General features: G+C 62.8%; 21 protein-coding genes and 1 tRNA gene. 6 read left to right on the top strand and 16 right to left on the bottom strand.

Going from position 1 to position 20,896, the window contains the following annotated elements:
* Nucleotides 1-34: 34 nt before the first annotated feature.
* Nucleotides 35-787 (bottom strand): acyl-[acyl-carrier-protein] thioesterase, encoded by a 753-nt coding sequence (locus tag ACH2DW_RS12785; protein ID WP_394930132.1) that lies wholly within the window; start codon nucleotides 785-787, stop codon nucleotides 35-37.
* Between the two features lie 61 nt (nucleotides 788-848).
* Between ACH2DW_RS12785 and ACH2DW_RS12780 the strand changes: the two genes are divergently transcribed.
* From ACH2DW_RS12780 to ACH2DW_RS12770, 3 genes are read left to right on the top strand one after another with little or no spacing between them, the layout of a single operon-like run.
* The gene (locus ACH2DW_RS12780) at nucleotides 849-1,151 is read left to right on the top strand and encodes a putative quinol monooxygenase (protein WP_394930131.1); all 303 of its coding nucleotides are present in this window, start codon (nucleotides 849-851) and stop codon (nucleotides 1,149-1,151) included.
* Nucleotides 1,148-1,633, top strand: a complete 486-nt coding sequence (locus ACH2DW_RS12775) for a nuclear transport factor 2 family protein (protein WP_394930130.1) — start codon at nucleotides 1,148-1,150, stop codon at nucleotides 1,631-1,633. The genes ACH2DW_RS12780 and ACH2DW_RS12775 overlap by 4 nt, the downstream gene beginning before the upstream one ends.
* Nucleotides 1,630-3,129 (top strand): flavin-containing monooxygenase, encoded by a 1,500-nt coding sequence (locus tag ACH2DW_RS12770; RefSeq protein ID WP_394930129.1) that lies wholly within the window; start codon nucleotides 1,630-1,632, stop codon nucleotides 3,127-3,129. Before ACH2DW_RS12775 ends, ACH2DW_RS12770 begins: the two co-directional genes overlap by 4 nt.
* Nucleotides 3,130-3,151: 22 nt before the next feature.
* Here the strand turns inward: ACH2DW_RS12770 and ACH2DW_RS12765 are convergent, their stop codons facing one another.
* Both ACH2DW_RS12765 and ACH2DW_RS12760 read right to left on the bottom strand, forming a co-directional pair.
* Complete coding sequence (locus ACH2DW_RS12765) at nucleotides 3,152-4,180, bottom strand: isopenicillin N synthase family dioxygenase (protein ID WP_394930128.1); 1,029 nt, start codon at nucleotides 4,178-4,180, stop codon at nucleotides 3,152-3,154.
* Nucleotides 4,177-4,983 (bottom strand): alpha/beta fold hydrolase, encoded by an 807-nt coding sequence (locus tag ACH2DW_RS12760; protein ID WP_394930127.1) that lies wholly within the window; start codon nucleotides 4,981-4,983, stop codon nucleotides 4,177-4,179. The genes ACH2DW_RS12765 and ACH2DW_RS12760 overlap by 4 nt, the downstream gene beginning before the upstream one ends.
* Before the next feature lie 136 nt (nucleotides 4,984-5,119).
* Here ACH2DW_RS12760 and ACH2DW_RS12755 point away from each other — a divergent pair, with 136 nt between their 5' ends.
* Complete coding sequence (locus ACH2DW_RS12755) at nucleotides 5,120-7,111, top strand: alpha/beta fold hydrolase (protein WP_394930126.1); 1,992 nt, start codon at nucleotides 5,120-5,122, stop codon at nucleotides 7,109-7,111.
* 58 nt (nucleotides 7,112-7,169) lie between these two features.
* On the top strand, nucleotides 7,170-7,481 hold the full coding sequence (locus ACH2DW_RS12750) for a putative quinol monooxygenase (RefSeq protein ID WP_394930125.1): 312 nt from the start codon (nucleotides 7,170-7,172) through the stop codon (nucleotides 7,479-7,481).
* 109 nt (nucleotides 7,482-7,590) lie between these two features.
* On the opposite strand, the gene ACH2DW_RS12745 is transcribed toward ACH2DW_RS12750, so the two are convergent.
* Nucleotides 7,591-8,601, bottom strand: a complete 1,011-nt coding sequence (locus ACH2DW_RS12745; protein ID WP_394930124.1) for a diguanylate cyclase — start codon at nucleotides 8,599-8,601, stop codon at nucleotides 7,591-7,593.
* Nucleotides 8,602-8,742: 141 nt separating this feature from the next.
* Here ACH2DW_RS12745 and ACH2DW_RS12740 point away from each other — a divergent pair, with 141 nt between their 5' ends.
* Nucleotides 8,743-9,387, top strand: coding sequence for a hypothetical protein (locus ACH2DW_RS12740; protein ID WP_394930123.1), 645 nt, complete (start codon nucleotides 8,743-8,745; stop codon nucleotides 9,385-9,387).
* Nucleotides 9,388-9,474: 87 nt separating this feature from the next.
* Here the strand turns inward: ACH2DW_RS12740 and ACH2DW_RS12735 are convergent, their stop codons facing one another.
* From ACH2DW_RS12735 to gap, 12 genes are all read right to left on the bottom strand, one after another.
* Nucleotides 9,475-10,215 carry an alpha/beta fold hydrolase gene (locus ACH2DW_RS12735; protein WP_394930122.1) on the bottom strand — a complete coding sequence of 247 codons (741 nt, stop codon included), beginning with the start codon at nucleotides 10,213-10,215 and terminating at the stop codon, nucleotides 9,475-9,477.
* A 184-nt stretch (nucleotides 10,216-10,399) separates the two neighbouring features.
* A tRNA-Leu gene (locus ACH2DW_RS12730) sits at nucleotides 10,400-10,489 on the bottom strand.
* Nucleotides 10,490-10,529: 40 nt separating this feature from the next.
* The gene (gene secG, locus ACH2DW_RS12725) at nucleotides 10,530-10,772 is read right to left on the bottom strand and encodes a preprotein translocase subunit SecG (protein WP_394930121.1); all 243 of its coding nucleotides are present in this window, start codon (nucleotides 10,770-10,772) and stop codon (nucleotides 10,530-10,532) included.
* A gap of 55 nt (nucleotides 10,773-10,827) precedes the next feature.
* Nucleotides 10,828-11,346, bottom strand: a complete 519-nt coding sequence (locus ACH2DW_RS12720) for a hypothetical protein (protein WP_394930120.1) — start codon at nucleotides 11,344-11,346, stop codon at nucleotides 10,828-10,830.
* Nucleotides 11,347-11,349: 3 nt separating this feature from the next.
* Nucleotides 11,350-12,441: an ABC transporter ATP-binding protein gene (locus tag ACH2DW_RS12715; RefSeq protein ID WP_394930119.1), complete on the bottom strand. Its 1,092-nt coding sequence runs from the start codon at nucleotides 12,439-12,441 to the stop codon at nucleotides 11,350-11,352.
* Nucleotides 12,438-13,433 carry an ABC transporter ATP-binding protein gene (locus ACH2DW_RS12710; protein WP_394930118.1) on the bottom strand — a complete coding sequence of 332 codons (996 nt, stop codon included), beginning with the start codon at nucleotides 13,431-13,433 and terminating at the stop codon, nucleotides 12,438-12,440. Before ACH2DW_RS12710 ends, ACH2DW_RS12715 begins: the two co-directional genes overlap by 4 nt.
* A complete protein-coding gene (locus tag ACH2DW_RS12705) occupies nucleotides 13,430-14,491 on the bottom strand; it encodes an ABC transporter permease (RefSeq protein ID WP_394930117.1) in 1,062 nt (353 codons plus the stop codon). Before ACH2DW_RS12705 ends, ACH2DW_RS12710 begins: the two co-directional genes overlap by 4 nt.
* 7 nt (nucleotides 14,492-14,498) lie before the next feature.
* Nucleotides 14,499-15,434 (bottom strand): ABC transporter permease, encoded by a 936-nt coding sequence (locus ACH2DW_RS12700; protein ID WP_394930116.1) that lies wholly within the window; start codon nucleotides 15,432-15,434, stop codon nucleotides 14,499-14,501.
* Nucleotides 15,435-15,615: 181 nt separating this feature from the next.
* Nucleotides 15,616-17,508: an ABC transporter substrate-binding protein gene (locus ACH2DW_RS12695; RefSeq protein WP_394930115.1), complete on the bottom strand. Its 1,893-nt coding sequence runs from the start codon at nucleotides 17,506-17,508 to the stop codon at nucleotides 15,616-15,618.
* A gap of 294 nt (nucleotides 17,509-17,802) precedes the next feature.
* Complete coding sequence (gene tpiA, locus ACH2DW_RS12690; protein ID WP_394930114.1) at nucleotides 17,803-18,576, bottom strand: triose-phosphate isomerase; 774 nt, start codon at nucleotides 18,574-18,576, stop codon at nucleotides 17,803-17,805.
* The gene (locus ACH2DW_RS12685) at nucleotides 18,573-19,700 is read right to left on the bottom strand and encodes a phosphoglycerate kinase (protein WP_394930113.1); all 1,128 of its coding nucleotides are present in this window, start codon (nucleotides 19,698-19,700) and stop codon (nucleotides 18,573-18,575) included. Before ACH2DW_RS12685 ends, tpiA begins: the two co-directional genes overlap by 4 nt.
* Nucleotides 19,701-19,712: 12 nt before the next feature.
* Nucleotides 19,713-20,726 carry a type I glyceraldehyde-3-phosphate dehydrogenase gene (gene gap, locus ACH2DW_RS12680; RefSeq protein WP_394930112.1) on the bottom strand — a complete coding sequence of 338 codons (1,014 nt, stop codon included), beginning with the start codon at nucleotides 20,724-20,726 and terminating at the stop codon, nucleotides 19,713-19,715.
* Between the last annotated feature and the right edge of the window lie 170 nt (nucleotides 20,727-20,896).

The raw sequence follows: 20,896 nt of genomic DNA, 5'->3' as shown, positions 1-20,896 counted from the left end.
GCGACCGGTCAGAGTCTGCAATCCGACCATGTTTTCAGCTGCTGTGCGTTCGGTCCGGAGTCCAGCGTGCCGAGCTGAGGACCCGGTCGCCCTCGACCAGCCAGGCCGCCGTGAAATCACTGCGTTCGACGGCCATCTCAACGGTCCCGCCGTGCATCACCGGTGCGGCGAACTCCATTTCTGCTCGCCCAACCCGGACTGCCCCTGGCACCATGGCCTCCTCGAGGAACGCCCAGTTGGCAGCGTTGTTGACGTGATCGAAGGGGTCGAGGTCTGCTCGCCTCACCGTCCATGGCGAACGTCCTGCGGTCACCGTGGGGCCAGGCAGGCCCAAGCGGGCTGAGACCTTGCGGCCATCGCAGGCGGGGCCGTAGGTGTCGAGGAACTGGCCGGTGAGAGGCGTCGGACGGCCCGTGTCAGTTGCGACTTGCACCCACACGCTCGTGCTGAAGATGTCGGCCGCGGCGCGACCGCGGATGCGCGTCGTGCGTTCGGCCCAGCTCCGGCCCATACCCGTGCAGTAGGTGGTGAGCTCCACGGCTTCGTCCAGCATCGCGGCGTGGCGCACCTCGATGAGGGTTCGGCGCACAATCCATCCCCACGCACCGTCGAGGCCAGCGTCAGTCGCATCGTCGCTGGCGACGTCCTGCAGCAGGCGCGCTGTCGCGTCGAGCCGAAGCCGACCACCGGGGTCAACGTCACCAAGCCGCACCACTCGTTCGGTCCGGAACGACCGCGTGCCGGGCGTGGGTTCGATCAGCTCGGACGCTCCCGCGATTGCACTCATGACGCCGATGCTCGCACATGCGGACTGCATTCACTGAGGCTGGCGAAACTACGGTCGAGTCATGCTCATCGTCGCTGGATCGCTCGTCGCCGAACCAGGAGGGCGCGAGCCCTTCCTCAACGCCGTGCAACCCATGGTGGCAGCCACACTTGAGGAGTCGGGGTGCCATGAATATGCCTTTACACCTGACCCAAATGACGACAACCGAGTGCTGCTGTATGAGTTGTGGGACGACCAGACTGCGCTCGACGGGCACTTCGCCAGCGCACACATGGCTGACTGGCAAGAGACCCGGAAAGGCCTTGCCGTGACCAGCGCCTCCATCAAGAAGTACATCATCTCATCGGTCGAGGACCTCGGATGAGCCCCTCGGAACCAAACGTCAAGTCCGACCCGATCTTCGAGTGCATGGACAAGTGGTATGCACATCTGCGCCGCGAGCTCGACGGCGGCTTCGATGCGCTGCTGCATCCGGATTGCGTCTTCCTCTCCCCCGTTGTCTTCACGCCTCAGGAGGGCCGCGAGATCACCAAGGTGTATCTCAGCGCTGCTGGAGGGACACTCGGCGGCGACTCCGACGTCGAGACGAAGGCCACGTCATCTGGTTCGGGCGAGTTTGGCTATATCAAGACAATCCTGCAGGGCCATCACGCCATGCTCGAGTTCGAGACCACGGTCGCTGGCAAGTACGTCAACGGCGTCGACATCATCACCTGCGATGACGACGGCATGATCACCGAGTTCAAAGTCATGATGCGACCGTTGCAGGCCGTCAACGCGGTGCACGCCCAAATGGGGGCCATGCTCGAACGAATGGCCGCCGCTCGCGACGGGGCAACGTCATGACGAGTCCGACGGTCCAGCACTTCGATGTCGTCATTGTCGGCGCCGGCATCTCCGGCATCGGTGCCGGTTACCACCTGCAGCAAGACTGCCCGGACCGTGACTATGTGATCCTCGAAGGTCGTGACGACCTCGGCGGGACCTGGGACCTGTTCCGATACCCCGGCGTGCGCTCCGACAGCGACATGCACACTTTGGGCTACAGCTTCAAGCCGTGGACCGAGGCCAAGGCCATCGCTGACGGCCCATCGATCCTCACCTATGTGCGCGAAACGGCTGCTGAGTTCGGCATCGACCAGAAGATGCGTTTCCAGCACATGGTCACCGACGCTTCGTGGTCGAGCGAGACGTCAACCTGGACCGTGACCGCACAGGTCGGCGCCGAGGGCGGCAGACAGACCGTCGCCTACACCTGTAACTACCTGTTCATGTGCTCGGGCTATTACAGCTACAAGGGCGGGTACGAGCCCGAATTCCCGGGGAGCACGGACTTCGCTGGCCCCATCGTCCACCCGCAGAAGTGGCCTGAGGACCTCGACTACGAGGGCAAACGTGTCGTCGTGATCGGATCTGGGGCGACTGCAATGACCTTGGTGCCAGCGATGGCCACCACCGCCTCGCACGTCACGATGCTGCAACGCTCGCCCACCTACGTCGTGTCACGCCCCGCCGTTGACCCGATCGCGAACGGACTCCGCAAGGTGCTCCCCGACAGCACGGCCTACGGAATCACACGCTGGCGGAATGCCACGCTCGGCGAGTTCTTCTACAAGCAGACCCGAACCAAGCCCGACAAGATGCGCGAGAAGCTACTCAAGCTGGCGAAGAAGGAACTTGGCGATGAGACGGTAGCTGAGCATTTCACACCCGAATACAACCCGTGGGACCAGCGGCTGTGCTTGATCCCCGACAGTGACCTCTACAACTCGATCAACAGCGGCGACGCCTCCGTGGTCACCGCCGAGATCGACACGTTCACCGCGACGGGCATTCTGTTGACCAACGGTGAGCACATCGATGCCGACATCATCGTCACCGCCACCGGCCTCCAGCTCGTCACCATCGGCGATATGGACTTCAGCGTCGATGGCCAACCGGTCGATTTCTCGAAGACGTGGACCTACAAGGGGATTGCCTACTCCGACGTACCCAACATGGCGTCATCATTCGGCTACATCAATGCGTCGTGGACCCTACGGGCTGATATCACGTGCCAGTGGGTCTGCCGTCTCCTCAACCACATGACCGAGTCGGGCATGACGCAGGCCACCCCGCGGCTGCGACCAGAGGACGCCGACATGCCCGAGCGACCGTTCATCGACGACTTCTCGGCTGGCTACATGGCACGGATGATGCCGCTCCTCCCCCGCCAGGGTGACCGCGAACCATGGATCAACACACAGAGTCATCGCGCCGACAAGAAGTTCATCGCCAAGGCTCCCATTGTCGACGGTGTCATGCGCTTTGGCGCCGCTCGAGTCCCCGCGACGACGGCGTGACCTCGATTGCCCAGCGAACATTTCAGCCGGCGAAGTTGGCGGCGATGCGCTGCTGGAGATACTCGGCGGCGGTGATGGGCGCGTAGCGGCCACTCGGCCCGTGGATGATCGCATTGCGGTCGGCCTGGGCAAAGAATGCCATCGAGTAGCGCGGTCCCTGATATTCGTCGGCCCGCGGCATGCGGACACGGTGCAGCGTGCTCGGCAACTGATCGTCGCTCCACCGCATCAGCATGTCGCCGATATTGCACGTGATCGTGCCCGGCGTCGGGTCCACGCTGGTCCAGCCGAGCGGCGCATCAGGATCGTGGCGCTGCGCTGCGTCGGCGCCCGGGCAGAGCTGCAAGCCGTGCTCGCCGGGCCGTTGGTGGAGCAGCGTGAGACAGTCGTAGTCAGTGTGTGCCCCCGCTCTCCAGATGCTGTCGTCAAGGTCAGCGGCCTGCATCGGGAGGTAGTGCAGAAGGCGCAGCGTGCTTTGATACTCAGGTGACGCAGGGTCGTGGCGCTGCGTGAAGAAGTCGTCGACGAGGCCAAGCTTGCGGGCAAAGGTCTCGAGCAGTCGCATGGCGAGCACCCAGTTCGCCCGCTCGAACGCCTCCATCGTCGCGCGGAACCCAGCGAGTTCGTCATCACTCGGCCACAGGTCCAGTCGGTCCATCCGGCTCGTCGTGACCTGGTACGACTCCTTCTGGTCGAGGGTGCCGGTCGATGGCCGTTGCTGGGAACGAAATTCCCACCCCGAGTTCGTGCCGGATCGCAGCGGCCATTGCTCCTTCGTGTCGGCCGAGAGATCAAAGAATGCCTCTGCCAGCCCAAACGCTTCGTCGATCTGCTGCTGCGGAATTCCATGTCCGATGACTTGGAAGAACCCGATGTCCGTCGCAGCAGCCCAGATCTCATCATCGATCTCGACCTGCCGTTCGCCGATGCCGTTCAGGTCGATGCAGCGAATGTCACGTTCAACATCGAGTCCGTACCCGCCAAACGTCCGCTCCTTGGCCAGCTCGGACTCGGCCGAGCCGACATTCACATGCACGTCCGGCTCAGTCATCGTTCGTCCAGGAAAGCGGCGCAACGTGACGTCCACGTGTCGAGGTCCTCACGTGTCGATGAAATCACGACGTCGCTGTTCGGAAGCAATGCGCCCAACCGTTCGGCGGTACTGACCGGATGACCAGGGTCGCCCGACCATGCCAGCACGAGAGTCGGCGCTGCAATCGTTGCGAGCGCCTCAGGCAGCGGGAGATCCGCTGTCCCGGCTCCGCGGAAGATCGCGGCGAGTCGCTTCGGGTCCGCTGCTCCGAGCACATGCAACCGTCGGTCAAGCCAGGAGTCGTCGTCGGCGAACGGGTCGGGCGGAGGTGTCGCTCGGGCGCCTGCTTCGAGCACCCCCGTGCCGTCGCGCTCGACCGCTGCCGCCATCTGCTCGTACAGGTCGACCTGCGCGGCCCGGGTTTCCCACGCCGTGGGTGGAATGACCAGAACAAGCCCGCGCACCCGGTCGCCCAGCGAGAGCGCCGCGTGCAGTGCCGTGCCCGTTCCCATCGACGCACCACCGAGGAGGACATCGCCCCAGCCGAGGTGGTCAATGAGACCAATCTGATCACGTGCAAGTGCAGCCCAATCACCGTCGGCCGGCGCGCTGAGATCAGAAGACAGACCGTGACCACGCGCGTCGTAACGGACGACCTGGCGCCGTTCTGCGATGACCGCGCTGTCAATGAGGGGCATCATGTCTTCGTCAGCCCGGCTCGACGTGAGACCGTGGCCCCAGACGAACGGAAGGCCGCCAGCCTCCTGGCTGCCCACGAGGTTGTACGAGAGCCGGCCACCGCGCAGAACAACATCAGCCATGAGTTGACTGTACGCGTCTTGTCACGGAGGGCACGGACCGCACATCGCCTGCCACTTGTCGCAGCTGTCAGATACTGCATATTCCGTACCTGAAGCTGCACATGCGGCGTCAGCACGAACCGATACCGTCACGCCCATGAGTGAGTCGACCATCGAGAAATCCCTGCACACCCGCGTCGCCGAGCGACTCATCGACGGGCGCACCTCAGTTGGCCAACCGCGGGTCTCACCTCATGGTTCACGCGTGGCGTTTGTCGTTGCCACGGCCAGTCTCGAAAAGAACACCACGTTCAGCCAGATCTGGATCGACGACGCTCCAGTCACCGGCGGCGACCACGACAACAACCCGATCTGGTCTCCCGACGGCCGATTCCTCGCATTCACATCGCGCCGCAGCGAAAAGCAGGGCGAATCCACACTGCACGTCCTGCCAGTCGAGACGCCTGGCGAAACCCGCTCGCTCTGCGCAATGCCGGACGGGCTCGGCGATCTTGCGTGGTCTCCAGACGGTCGCACCATTGCCTTCACCAGCCGCACGCAGGACGAGCGATACACGCAGGAGAGCGATGCCTGGCGGGCACCCCGCAAGGTCGACCGCTTGTTCAGTCGACTGAACGGCGAGGACTGGGTCTTTGATCGTCCCCAACACATCTATGTGATCGCCGCTGACGGCACCGGTACGCCGCGCAACCTGACCCCCGGTGAGTTCCAGCACAGCAGCCCAGCATGGCTGCACGATTCATCCGCCCTCGTGGTCTCGGCACAACGCCACGACACCTGGGACTCCGATCTGGCGACCGACCTCTACCTCGTTCCCCTTGAGGCAGACACCAACCCAGACGCCATCCGGTGCCTCACGAGTCATGACGGCGACCTCGGATTCCCGTCGGTGTCACCTGATGGCTCAACAGTGGCGTTCATCGGCCGCGGTGATCTCATGACTTTCCCGCAGAACGCTCGCATCGGTGTGATCCCACTCGATTCAAACGGCGCGTCGGTCGAGGACGTCACATGGGCCTCGGACGGCCTCGATCGCACCTTCCTCTGCATGGCTGGAATGCGCCCACCACTCTGGGAGAACAACCACACCTTGCTCGCCACGGCTGAGGATCGAGGAGACAACCACCTGTACCGGCTCGCTGCCGACGGATCCACCGCACCGACGCCGCTCACCTCGGGCCGCTTCACGGTCCATAGTTTCGACGCAGCTGCTGGCACGCTTGCCACCACCCGTTCCACCATCGATCACACGCCCGAGCTTTTCGTCGCCGACGCGCAGCGCACGTCGGTCGGGGCGAAGCTGGCCGCGGATCTGCTCCCCTGGGAGAAGTTCGCTGTGCCCACCACTGACGGCTCGAACGACATCGACGCCTGGATCATGCGGCCAGCTGACTTCGACGAGTCGAAGACCTATCCCGTGCTCCTCAACGTGCACGGCGGACCATTCACGCAGTACGGCGACTACTTCTTCGACGAGGCACAGATGCAAGCGGCCGCAGGATTCGTCGTCGTCCTCGGCAATCCCCGTGGCGGCAGCGGCCGCGAGGAAGCGTGGGGGCAAGCGGTTCTCGGTCCGAAGCACCCGGTACGCGCCGGCTCCGGCTGGGGCGCCCTCGACGTCGAGGACGTACTGGCGATCATCGACGGCGCGCTCGAGCGCTACCCCTTCTGCGACCGCGCCCGCGTCGGTATGATCGGCGGCTCGTACGGCGGCTTCATGGCGACCTGGCTCGCTGGCCACCACGGCGAACGGTTCCGCGCATTCTGCTCGGAACGCTCGGTCAACAACCTGCTCTCGGAGGAGTGGTCGAGCGACATCGCCACGACGTTCAAAACCGAGCACGGCCCATCCCATATCGAGGACCCCAGCCCCTACGTCGATGCATCGCCCATCAATGCTGTCCGCAACATCGACAAGCCCATGCTCCTCATCCACTCCGAAGAGGACTGGCGCTGCCCCATCGTCCAGGCCGAGGAACTGTGGATCGCACTCAAGTTGCTCGGCAAAGAAGTCGACTTCTATCGATTCCCCGGTGAGAACCACGAACTCTCACGGACCGGGTCGCCCATCCACCGGGTGCAGCGCGCCGAGATCATCCTCGACTGGTTCGCCGAGAAGCTGGGCTGACGCACTGACCAGCCTCCTCAGCTGTTGAGCGAGAGCGGTGCCCGACTAGCTTCTGGCGATGTCCAAGATTTCACTCATTGCCAAGCTCACTGCCGCCGACGGAAAGGCCGCTGAGCTCGAAGCCGTGCTCGCCGAAGTGGTTGCCGCAGCCGATGAAGAAACAGGTCTCGAGATCTACAGCGCCCACAAAGACACCGCCAACGAAGGCGTGTACTTCTTCTTTGAGATGTACACCGATGGCGAAGCCCTCGGCGTTCACGGCAAGGGCGACGGCATGAAAGCCGCCATGGGCAAGTTTGGCGGACTCCTCGGCGGTCGCCCGGAGATCACGATGATGGAGCCGGTCGTCGCCAAGGGCATCGATATCTGACCGACCGCGGTCGACATCAATGCGGCGATGCAGCGGTGATCGGGTCCGTCGTCAACAACATCTTGATTGGCCGTCCCCGGTCAGCCGAGGCAACACCCGTCACGTGAGTTCATGGCGCCCCGAGCGCCCCAGGTCGTTCGACCGTCAGGCGGTCGGTACGCCGGGCCACGTGCACCGTGTTTCGCCCCTCGTGCTTCGCGACGTACATCGCATCATCGGCGCGCCGGACCCAGCTCGTCACCGTGTCCGCTGCCTCAACCTCAGCCACACCAAACGAGGCAGTGACGCCCACGTCGACGAGACGCAAACGAAGACGCTCGGCCATGTCGATGGCGAGGGCTTCGTCCGCGTCAGGAAGGACGACGAGGAACTCCTCACCGCCCCACCGACAAACATGGTCGGTCGGTCGCACAAACGCCGCCAGGACATGGGCCACATGGCGCAGCGTGTCGTCGCCAGCTTCATGCCCGAGTGTGTCGTTGAGCTGCTTGAAGTGATCGAGGTCAAGCAGCACGATCGCCGCTGAGCGCTGATCGTCCGCTGACCGGTCGACGCCCCGAGCGAGCTCGTTGAGCGCAGCGCGGCGGTTGAGGAGCCCGGTCAGCGGATCGATATCCGCCATCTCACCGGCGAGTTCAGCCCTGTCGGCGTGGGTGTCCAACGCCGCAACTGAAGCGCCGTGCACCAACAACGTGGCGATGACCTGTGCGAGCAGGCCGAGATTCTCGGGCGTCAGGCGCACGACGGCTGGATACAGCGTCACGCAGAAGACCAGGAACGCCCAGCGGCGGCGAGTGGCCTTCGGAGCGATCAGAAGTGTGCAGACCGGCAGGATTGTCCCGTAGGCAAGAGTCTGGACAGCGATCCGGTTTGGGTCGAAGTCGAGCAGCACCGACCAGGTCGCCATGGAAAGCAGAGCCTGCGCAAGGAACAACTGGCCAGCCTCGACCGCGGTGATCCGCGTGGTCCGCAGCCCGAGCAGGATCAGAAGCAGAAGACCCGCCCTGAGGGGCACAGTGCCGGTCACAATCGGATTGTCGTAGGCGAATGCCTCGAGTGGCGTCACGAGCAGCACCGCAATGATGAGACCGCTCATCGCGCGACGAGTGATTCGTCCCATGAGCAGTGTCTTGGCGCCGGTCATCACCGTATGTATCGGTTGATTCCGCCCCGACTTGAGCCCCGCAAATGACAGTAGTGAAACTCCGCTGAAATCGTGGACAGGACTGAGTGGCGCCGCCTCTGCTCTAGCCTCCGTCTCGTGTTGCCCATCACTGAACCTTCTCACGACGTCGCAGCCCGCGATCGCGGTGACACGGTGCTGGCGCTCATCGCCGCTGTGTCCATGCTCGCCTTCGCCTGGGCTGGCTTCCAAAGCGCTGAGTGGATCCGGGAACGCTTTCTGTTGTCCGACAGGGCTGCGGTCGCCAGTGAACAGTCTCTCAAGCTCGCCGCCGAAGCCGACCGTTTCGAGGAGCGAGACACCAACCTTTTCGTCGAGTGGTTGATCGCCATCGATGCCGGAAACCCCCAGACCGCCGAGATCGTGTTCGATCTCTTCCGATCTCCACTCAAAGAGTTTGTTCGCACCGTCGATGTCGACGAACAAGGACTGCCGACGGAATCGATCTACGAGAGCGTCGAGTACGACGTCCTCGACCTGCGCGAACAATCCGCAGCGCTCGACCGGGAGTCGAACGAGCAGAGTTCGGCGAGCCGCAAGGCCTCTGACATCGCAGCGCGGTACGGAGGACTGGGGATTCTGTTCGCCGCTGCGCTGGCGTCGAGCGGCGTTGCAACTCGCTTCGGGTTGCGGGTTCGGCGACCACTCATCATCGTGACTGCCGGCTTGCTGACGGTTGGCCTTGTTGCGATGGCCATCACCCCGTTCACCATGCTCACGTAGCACCGCTGATGTCCGAGCCAAACCAGCGTCCGGTCAACACGAGACCAGAGACGTGACGATTGCGATCGACGAACCAGTGGCGAACTGCTATCCCAGAAATTCGTTCAGCATGGCTGCAGATCGAGCCGGGTCCTGCATCATCCACCAGTGACCGAGTCCGTCGAGCTCAGCCACGCTCGCACCCCACTGCTGTGCCACGCCGCGCGCAATGTCGGGGCCACCGGTGAAGTGGTCGTCATGGGCGATGACTACCAACGTCCTCGGGCGATGTGCGAGCGTCGCGAACTCAGCACCCCACATCGACATATGCGGCTGGACCGCTGACCGGTACAGCGACAGGATGCATGCACCCATGGTCGCGCCGTTTGCCTCGGCACATGCCCGTGCACCCGCCTCGGTCATGCCGGCTTCAACCAGCATGGGCAGACGGTCCTCGACCGGCATCGCAGCGACCGCTTCGACGAAGGCCTCACCCTCTCCGGGTGTCTGCCAGACCTGCGCCATGTCATGCCACACGTAGCCGACATCGGCGGTCCCGGCGATGTCGGTCACCAGCGCGCTCACCAGATCGGGCCGAGCGGTGGTCGCGCGTAGCGCATGACCGGCTCCCCAGTCGTGACCAACCAGGTCGACCGGTCCGTCGAACTGTTCGAGTTCGGCCACAAGCCAGTCGCGGTAACCGTCGGACGTGGGATCGAAGCCGTCCGGAACGGGCGCCCCGAATCCGGGCGGCGACAGCCTGACAACGTCGTCGCGGCGCATGTGCGCGAGCATCTCATCCCAGATCGCGGGAGCTTCCGGAACTCCATGGACGAACACGACGGTCACGACACGAACTCCGGCAACTGCTGACGGTCGGGGCCCAGGATCGGGTCGGTCGACACCTCGTCGGCACAGTCGTCGATCACACGCTCAAGGAAGCCAGGCATGGCAAGAAGGTAGTGCACCTCGGTGACCTCACCAGAAAACACAGTTGACCAGGGCCGGAGCCCTGGTCAACTGAATACTTCTTTGGTGTCGAAGATGGGACTTGAACCCACACGCCCATTAATAGGGCACTAGCACCTCAAGCTAGCGCGTCTGCCAATTCCGCCACTTCGACGTGGTGTTGGACCTGCAACGTTAGCGCAGGCTTCGATGCGCTACACGCGCTCCAGAAGGAAAGTCACCGCAACCAGGGTGAAGATCCAGATCAGGGCCAAGACGAACGTGATGCGGTTGAGGTTCCGCTCAGCTGCTGTGGACCCGAGTGCTGCGCCACCGCCGCCACCGAACATGTCGGAGAGGCCGCCACCGCGCCCGCTGTGCATCAAGATGCCAGCGATGAGCCCAAACATGGAGACCACGTTCAGCACGAGGGTGATATAGAGCATGACGTCACGCACGAGGCGAGATCCTAGCGGTGGGAACCGCTGTTCGAAGCCCACCGGCCCTGGCAATTCAGGGGTCCGGCTGCCAGCACCGCCGCCGGTAGGTCCAAGTTGGCTCGGTCTCGGCATGCGGTGGAATCATTTCGTCGACCCCAAGCTCGACGTAGCGGGCAGCGAGCACGTCCCCGAGTTGATCAAATTCAGCGATCGCTTCACACTGATCGACCAGGAGATATCGGCGGCGACCCACTTTGGCTGCCAGCCCGCCCGGCTTCAGGTTGCGCAATCCCACCAGCCCGGGACGAGACCGTGTGAGCTGGTCGACGCCTTCCCAAGGAATCTTGTGCCGGCGAAGGACAGCGCGCCGCTCGACGAATTCGGGCGTGAACCGCGACGCGATCGGATAATCGAACAGCACCGTAAGCAGCAAGATCACTCCGAGCCCCAAGATGACAACAGGAACGCCTGCTCCGCCACTGGAGATGGTGCCCCCGAGCCCCACCCCAAACACCACCGTGGCGCCCACAGCACTCAGCAGCACGCCCTTCCACGACGAGTGGAGGGTCACCGACTGGTCGACATCAACCATCGATCACGACTTGGAGGAGATGACCGCCTCGCGACCCAGTTCGTTCAACCGATGCAGCAGGGTTTCCCCCGTCTGCAACGGGAAGTGACACGAAACCTGGTGTCCGACACCAATGTCAGCCAACTCGGGAACATCGGTCCTGCACTTGTCTTGGGCCACGGGACAGCGCGGGTGGAACCGACAGCCTGAAGGCGGGTTGGCCGGGCTCGGCACATCGCCCTGCAGAATGATGCGCTGACGCGACCGCTCGCGCCTCGGATCCGCCACCGGCACCGCCGACAGCAACGACTGCGTGTACGGGTGCGCAGGATTTTCGTACAGCGCATCTTTGTCGGCCACCTCAACAATCCGGCCGAGGTACATGACGGCAACACGATCGCTCGTGTGGCGCACCACCGACAGATCATGCGCAATGAACATGAACGACAGGTTGTACTCGTCCTGGATCTCGTCAAGCAGGTTCAACACCTGAGCTTGGATCGACACATCGAGCGCAGAGACCGGTTCATCCAAGATGATCACCTTCGGACGCAACGCAAGCGACCGGGCAATGCCGATCCGCTGACGCTGGCCGCCTGAGAACTCGTGGGGATACCGGTTCCCGTGTTCGGGTAGCAATCCGACTCGCTTCAGCAATTCGCCGACGCGTTCGCGCGCTTCGGCCTTCGGAACTCCGTGAATGACCATCGGCTCGCCGATGATGTCACGAATCGGGAGACGCGGATTCAGCGATGCGTACGGGTCCTGGAAGACCATCTGAAGGTCGCTGCGCAGTTCACGTAGCCGCCCCTTCGATGCTGTGGTTACGTCTTCGGATCCGAACAGCACCGAGCCCGAGGTCGGCTCGACCAGTCGGAGCAACGAACGCCCCAGCGTGCTCTTCCCGCAGCCGGATTCACCGACGATGCCCAGCGTCTCGTGCGGGTAGAGGTCAAGGCTGACACCCGAGACGGCTTGAACGGCTCCGACCTGGCGGCGGAACACCCCGGCACGGATCGGGAACTCCTTGACGAGATCGCGGATCTTGAGGAGCGGCTCGCCAGCGTCGGTCGCCGAGAGAGCGCCACTGTCGAATGGGGTTGTCGCTGCGGTCACGATGTCACTCCGACGAGGGTCTCAAGTTCGTGCGTACGAACGCAACGACTTTCGTGCTGATCGCCGACCCTGACTCTGGCCGGCACCTCGGCAGCGCACACGTCGGCGGCAAAGGCACAGCGCGGCCGAAAGGCGCACCCGCTCGGTGGATTCAACAGACTTGGCGGGTTGCCCGGAATCGGCTCAAGTTGTTCCTTGAGGCCGTCGAGATCGGGGATCGAATCAAGCAGCGCCATCGTGTACGGGTTCTGGGATTCGTAGAAGATCTGGTCGATTGTTCCTGTTTCCATCAACCGGCTGGCATACATCACTTGAACACGGTCGGCTGATCCAGCAACGAGGCCGAGGTCGTGCGTGATCAGCATCATCGCCGAACCCGTCTCAGCCTGCACCTCGTGCAGCACTTCCATCACTTGCGCTTGGACGGTGACATCAAGCGCTGTCGTGGGTTCGTCAGCGATCAGTAACTTCGGATCATTGGCGATTGCCATCGCGATCATCGCGCGCTGTCGCATCCCACCCGAATACTCGTGCGGATACTGGGACGCCCTCCGCTTGGGTTCAGGCACGCCGACGAGTTTCAGCAGGTCGACAGACTTCGTCCAGGCTTCCTGCTTGGAAACCGAGCTGTCGTGGACTCGGATCGTCTCGACGATCTGATCGCCGACAGCGAACACCGGATTCATCGCGGTCATCGGATCTTGGAAGATCATGGCAATGTCGTTGCCTCGCGTGGCGCGCATCTCGCGATCGCTCATGTTGAGGAGATCGCGGCCTTCGAACCGGACGTCTCCGGTGACAATGGTGTTATCAGGATGAAGTCGCATCAGAGCCAGCGCCGTGACCGACTTACCCGATCCCGACTCGCCGACCACAGCCAGAACTTCGCCAGGGTAGATCTCGAAGGTGATGTCTGTCGCCGCTTGCACGATGCCCGCCTTGGTGGCGAACCCGACGTTGAGGTGATCGACCGTGAGGAGTGCGTCGCTCATATCTTTCCAATGCTGCTTCGGTCGGTGCGTGCCCCAGCGATATAGCCGGGACCTTGCTTGCCTGATTGCTTCCTGGCCTTCTTCGCGGCCTTCTTCGCGTTCTTCGCTTCGCTGCTGTCCGAGCCCTTGGCCCGGGGGTCAAGAGCATCACGCAGCCCGTCACCGAGGAAGTTGACGCACAGCACGATCAAGATGATGAAGATGCCCGGTGTGAGCACACGGATCGGGTCACTGTCGATGTCGCCCTTGGCATCAGCGACGAGTGTGCCGAGTGAGGCGTTCGGCGGCTTGACCCCCAAACCGAGAAATGACAGCGTCGACTCGAGCACGATGACCGTGCCGATCAGCAACGTGACCTCGACGGCGATGGCACCAACGATGTTTGGAAGCAGGTGCCGGAACATGATGCGCGAGTTCGAAGCACCCGCAGCCCGCGCCGCCATGATGTACTCCTGCTCCTTGATGGAGAGCACCACACCTCGGACCACCCTGGCAATTCGAGTCCACAGCAGGCCGGCAAGCACGAGCGCCAGACCAATGGCACTGGCACCGAACTTGTTCGCGAACACCGACAGGACGATGATCGCCGGGACGGTGAGGACCAGGTTGACCAAGTTCGAGACGATGCCGTCCCACACTCCACCGAAGAAGCCCGCAAGCGCCCCGAACGCGGTGCCGGTCACGGTGGCGACAACGGCAGCAATCAGTCCGATCCGCATCGAGTACAGACCGCCCTTGGCGGTGCGCACGAACAGATCGCGACCGATCTCATCGGTGCCAAACCAATGCTCCGAAGACGGCCCAAGGAGACGATCGGCAACGTTGCGCTCGTCAAACTCCCACTCGCTGAGCATGGGACCCAGCCAGAAGAGTGCAACGAGCAGGATCAGGCCGATCCCGCCGACGATGGCCAGCTTGTGTCCGAAGAAGCGTTCACGGGCCAGCTGGCCGAACGTCTTCGGCTTCTCGGAGAGGCCTTCCACGTCTGAGATGCCGAGTTCCATCGCAGTTTCCAACATCTCGTCGGTCTGGGAGTCAATTTCGAATTCTGTTGCCATGGTGACCTCAGCCGAGCCGGATACGAGGGTCGAGGACGCCGTAGAGAACGTCAGCGATCAGGTTGAAGACCACGGTGAGGACCCCGGTGAACATCACGATCGCCATGAGGAGATCGAGGTCGGAGTCGCCAAGCGCCCGCAGGAAGGTCTGGCCGATGCCCGGCCATGAGAAGATCGACTCGGTCACCACCGAGCCGCTGAGCAACGCCGAGAACCCGAGCGCCCACAGCGTGACCAACGGGATGAGCCCATTGCGTAACGCATGTTTCCACACAACGGTTCGTTCGGTCAGGCCCTTGGCTCGCGCTGTACGGATGTAGTCCTGGTTCAGCGTTTCGAGCATTGAGGACCGACCGAATCGGCTGTCGGCGGCGATCCCCAAGATGGCGAGCGACACCGCCGGCAGGGTGATATCGCGTAACAGCTCCCAGAAGTTCTCACCGGTTTTGCGACCGGTGTTGAACGGCTTGATGCCGAACCACTCTTCAAGCTTGACGCCGAAGATGACCTGGATGATCAATGCCAGCACGAACGACGGCATGGCGAAACCAATGAAGCTGAGGCTGGTGAAGAAATAGTCGCCGAACGAATACTGGCGGCGTGCCGAGTAGACCGACAGGAGGAGCGAGAGAATTGCGCCGAGCAAAAATGCGGGGATGGCCACCATGGCGGTGTTCCAGCCACGGGTCCGCATGACCTCGCCGACTGGCTCGCCGACGCTGGAGGAGAATCCGAGCCCGTCCCCGCTGAACAGGCTGGCGAAGTAAGTAAAGGGTCGCAAGAAGATGTTGGTGTCGAGTGCATACGTCTCGGTGATGCTGTCGAAGCCTTCCTGGCACCGAGGCAGGCAGAGATAAAAATCCGACCGAGGATCAACCGTGGCGGACACACCGACGTGAACGAGATACATCGCGATCACGAGCAGCGGAACGGAGATGAGCACTCTCCGAGTGACGTAGGCAAACAAGGTGGCACCCGACCTGTCTGTTGAGGTGTGGACGAGAACTGAGTTTCGGGAGACCGTAACGCACATCGGGGCCTCGCCGAAACGAGACCCCGATGAACTGCGTTTTACTGATCGTCGGTCACACCCGGCAGAGCCGGGCGAGACCGACAATTACTGATCAGCTTGCGAACTGGAAGTCCGCAACGTTGGTCAGCGGGCCTGCACCCTGGGCGTCGGGAGCGACGCCAGCCTGGGAGAGGTCCGATGTGAAGCCGTAGAACGACGGCTTCTGCGTCAACGGCAGCATGAACAAGCCGTTCTCTGCATCAAGCTCGAGCGTTGTCACGTAACGATCGATCTCGTTGTAGCAAGCGGCGCGCTCGGCGTCGTCAACAGTTGCGTCACATTCGTCAGCCTTCACTTCGAATGCGTCGTTGGCGAACCCGTACGGGTTGTTCGGGCCACCAGCGCGGTACGAAGCGACCTGGCCACCGGGCCACGGGCCGCCGACCCATGCGAACTGGGTGATATCCCAGATGTCGCAGTTGCCTTCGGCGCCACCGCTGGTAGCACATGCAATCGCATCAGCCGAGAAGGGCACTTCGCTGAAGTACGCCCCGCCCTCGACGTTGTCGATGACAATCTCGATGCCAGCATCGGACATCTGTGCCTGGATGAGCTCCTGCTGGATCTCACGCAGACGGTTGCCGCCGGTGGTGCCGACACGCAGCGTGAGCGCACCGTCTTCCGGGTGCTCGTAGACGCCGTCACCGTTCAAGGTGTAGCCGGCTCCTTCGAGAGCAGCCTGGGCCGAAGCAATATCGCCCGCACCGTAACCGGCGTCGCCGGCGTGGTTCTCGTAGGTGCTCTGGTTCGACAGCCACATGGTGTTGCCGAGACCCTCACCCGGGAGGGAATCGCCGAACAGCGGCGTGTAGAGACCGGCCATGACTTCCGTCTTGTCCATGGCGAAGGCGAGGCCTTCACGGACGCCCGGCTTGGCGAGGTGCACATTGTTGAGGTTCAAGCCCCAGTGCTCGAAGACCGGACCGGCCGACGATGCCACCGTGAAGTCGTCGCTCGAGGCGAGATCTTCGAAGGCGAGCTGCGGCTGGGTCATGACGATCTGCGCTTCGCCGGCCTGCAGCGCGTTGATCTGCGCATCGGTGTCGGTAACGAAGTTGATCTGCACGCCGTCGACAAACGCGACGCCGTTGTTCTTGGCGTCCGGGCTGTTTGAACCGGAGTACGCGTCGTTGCGGACCAGGTTCATCTGCACGCCCTTCTCCCACGAGTCAAAGATCATCGGGCCGGACGAAGCAATCGTCGAGCCGTCAGGCGCAGTCCACTCGCGCAGTCCGTCGTTGAGCTCGGCGGCAGCTGCGGCCGGGTCAGCGTTGAACTGGTGCATCGGGTAGACCTCGTTGAGGACGCCCTTGTAGCCGGCGAAGAACGACGACCAGGTGATGCTGATCGTGTTGCCATCATTCGAGATGTCGGTGATCGTGTCGAGACCGGTGCGGTCGCCGAGCAGGTAGATGTAGTTCGGATCGCCATCTTCGGTCTCGCCGTCGGTGGCCATGATCGTGTTGTAGGTCCACACCACGTCGTCGGCAGTGAGATCGTCACCGTCGCTCCAGAGGAGTCCGTCACGCATGGTGAAGGTACCTGTGACCGAGCCGTCATCGTTGGTGGTCAGTTCGCCATCGTCGGCGAGAAGCTCGGGGTAGTACTCAGTGGCGCCGGAGATGCCGAAGAGACCTTCGATCATCGCGGAACGAATCCACGATGTGATCGAGAGGTTGTTCTCGGGATCGTCGAGGTGAAGGTCTCCGGGCTCCTGCTCGTGGGCCCAGATCAGCGTTCCGCCATCGGACCCAGCGGCTGCTTCGCCGTCGGTCTCAGCCGGTGCGTCGGTCTCAGCCGGTGCGTCGGTCTCAGCGGGTGCTTCGCCGTCGGTCTCAACGGGTGCTTCAGCGTCGGTACCGGTGCTGGCTTCGCCATCGGTAGTCGAGCTGGCATCATCGTCGCTGCCGCATGCGGCAAAGACGAGTGCCGAAGCGGCCGTCATGGCAAGGAGCTTGTGGCTCCGTCGTGTTGTGTTCACGTATTTGTCCTCCTGATTGAAATACAGAAGGGGAGGTGGTTGGCGAAGTCAGGAACCGCCTGGCTGTCGGTGACAGCCAGCGTTCAACTCACCCCGTGACTTCGGTCTCCTCCCCGGTGACCGAAGCGAGCTGACCCTAACAGCGCTCGTTACCGAGCGGTAGCTCTTCTGTATCGACAGGATGAACTCTCAAGCGGTCAGCAGCGCGACCTTCATGATGCTCACAGAGCGAAACCCCCGCGTCGAGCGCCGTTCAGGTCACCCAACGCTGAACTGGATCAGGCGCGCGAATTCGTCAGGGTCGAGACTCGCTCCCCCGACGAGTGCTCCGTCAATATCGGGCTGACCCATCAACTCCGCGGCATTTCCGGCCTTGACCGACCCGCCGTACTGCACGCGGAGCGCATCAGCGGTCGCGTCGTCGGTGAGGTCGCGCACCCGCTCGCGAATCGCATGACACACCGACTGAGCGTCGTCTGCTGTCGCTGTCTGACCGGTGCCAATCGCCCAGATCGGCTCGTAGGCGACGACGAGCACCGCGATCTGCTCGTTGCTCCGACCGGCCAAGGCCGCCTCGATCTGGCCCAGTACCTTGGTTTCGGTCTCGCCAGCCTCGCGCTCTGCAAGTGTTTCACCACAGCACACAATGGGCGTCATGCCGTGCTGCTGGATAGCGGCCACCTTCTTGTTGACCATCTCGTCGGTCTCGCCGAAAATCTCGCGACGCTCGCTGTGGCCGACGACCACGTACTCGACGTTCAACTTCTCCAGAAAGACCGGCGCCACTTCACCAGTGAACGCACCGCTGTCTTCCCAGTGACAGTGCTGGGCACCGACCCTGAGGTCGAGATCTTCGCTGTCGATCAGCGTCTGCACACTCCGAATATCCGTGAACGGCGGGTGAATACTCACGTCGATCTGCTCAAAGATGTCCTTTGGCAGCAAGTAGTGCAGCTTCTGCACGGTCTGGATGGCCTCGAAGTGGTTGAGGTTCATCTTCCAGTTGCCTGAGATGAGGGGTTTGCGAGTCATGTCGTCATTCCTGTTCTGAGAGCTTCGAGGCCGGGGAGGTCGCCATTCTCGAGAAGCTCGAGGCTGGCCCCTCCCCCGGTTGACACGTGATCGACCTCGTCGTCGAGCTTGAATTGTGCGAGTGCCGCAGCAGAGTCGCCGCCGCCGACGACAGTGAACGCTTTGGTGTCCGCCATCGCCTGCGCCACGGTGCGCGTCCCCGACGCGAAACGTTCGTCTTCGAACATGCCCATCGGGCCGTTCCAGAACACCATGCGGGCGTCCATGATGACGTCGGTGAACGCGGCTGCCGAGCCGGGCCCGATGTCATAGCCGATACTGCCCTCACCCAGCCGGCTCCCAAACTGAGCGAAGTTGCCGCCGGCGTCTGTGCCGTTGATGTCGTCGGGAAGATGGATGGTCTTGCCAAGTTCAGCCGCCTTGGCCAGCAAGCCTGCACACACGTCGACCTGGTCGGGTTCGTGGAGCGATGCACCCACCTGTTTGCCCTGCGCGAGGAAAAACGTGAAGCACATCGCGCCGCCGATGACGATCTCGTCGACAATCTCGAGCAGCGCCTCGATCACGCCAAGCTTGTCGGACACCTTGGCGCCACCGAGCACAGCAACGAACGGGTGCTTCGGCCTGTTGCGCAGACCCAGCAGGACATCGACTTCCTTCTCCAGCAGGCGCCCCATGGCCGAGGGGACGTGTTGTGGGGGACCGACAATCGACGCGTGGGCGCGGTGTGACGCTCCGAACGCATCGTTGACATAGCCGTCGATGCCGTCAGTCAACTGCGCGACGAAGTCCGAGCTGTTTCCGGTCTCCCCCGGGTCGAATCGAAGGTTCTCGATCAGCTCGACGCCGGGCGCGAGTTCGGCGAGCCGAGCGCGCACAGCGTCCATCGCGTACCTGGGATCGGGCGCGCCCTTCGGCCGACCGAGGTGGCTCCCGCAGACGACGAATGCTCCGCGCTCGGTCAACCACTTGATGGTGGGCAGCGCAGCACGAATTCGGAAATCGTCGGTGATCGCACCACTTTCGTCGAGCGGCACGTTGAAGTCGGTCCGCACGAAGATGCGCTGACCCGACAGGTCACCGAGGTGAGCTGCAAGGTCTTCGAGGCGTGGAATATCAGTCATCAAGCGCGGTGTTCAGCGCTTGACCTTGGCACCGGCGAACAGCGTCATGTCGACGAGACGGTTCGAGTAACCCCACTCGTTGTCGTACCAACCGTTGACCTTGACCATCTTGCCTTGCACCTGAGTCATGCCGGCATCGAACGTGCAGCTCGAGGGATCGGTGACGATGTCGCTCGACACAATCGGTGCCTCGGTGTAGCTGAGGACGTCCTTGAGCGGGCCGGACTTGGCTGCCTTGGCGAATGCTGCGTTGATCTCATCGACCGACGCCTTCTTCTTCAGGTTGGCGGTGAAGTCGGTCAGCGACCCGGTCGGCACGGGCACGCGCAGGGCGCCGCCGTCGAGCTTGCCCTTCATCGATTCCATCACCAATGCTGTCGCACGTGCTGCACCCGTCGACGTCGGGATGATGTTGATCGCCGCAGCGCGAGCCCGGCGGAGATCCTTGTGCGGACCGTCGACCAACGCCTGGTCGCCGGTGTATGCGTGGATCGTCGTCATGAGGCCTTCGACGACGCCGAAGGCATCGTCGAGCACCTTGACCAACGGCACGATGCAGTTGGTGGTGCAGCTCGCGTTCGAGATCACCTTGTGTTGGCTGATGCGGAAATCCTTGTGGTTAACGCCGTACACGAACGTGGCGTCAGCTTCGCTACACGGTGCCGAGACGATGACCAACGGGGCGCCAGCATCGAGATGCGCACTCGCGGCATCGCGGGAGTTGAAGAAACCGGTCGACTCGATGACCACATCGACGCCAAGCTCGCCCCAGGGCAGGTCACCCGGGTTGCGCTCACTGAGCACCTTCAATACATCGTCCCCAACCTTGATGCCGCCCTTGACGACCTTGACCGTGTCGGGGAAACGACCCAACACCGAGTCGTACTGCAGCAGGTGAGCCATCTGATCGAGTGAGCCCAGATCGTTGACAGCGACAAAATCGATGTCGGCGCCCTGCGCCTTTGCCGCACGGAAGAAGTTGCGGCCGATCCGTCCGAAGCCGTTGATGCCGACGCGAACTGTCATGTGATGATCCTTTTGGGTTGGTGTCGAGGGGGTGTTGCGAGCAGCGCGGAGACGCGCCGCCGGTCGGTGTGACCTGCTGTCGACTGTAGCGGCTTGGACCGGCACTGCTGGTTGACACGGTTCCGCGATTCGACGGCGGCGTCAGCTTGCTGGGTCGACGCGTGTCAGCT

This window comes from uncultured Ilumatobacter sp. (assembly GCF_963980585.1).
GTDB lineage: Bacteria > Actinomycetota > Acidimicrobiia > Acidimicrobiales > Ilumatobacteraceae > Ilumatobacter_A.
Note: the sequence above shows the minus strand (reverse complement) of the source record. Positions and strands in the feature narration are given on the sequence as shown.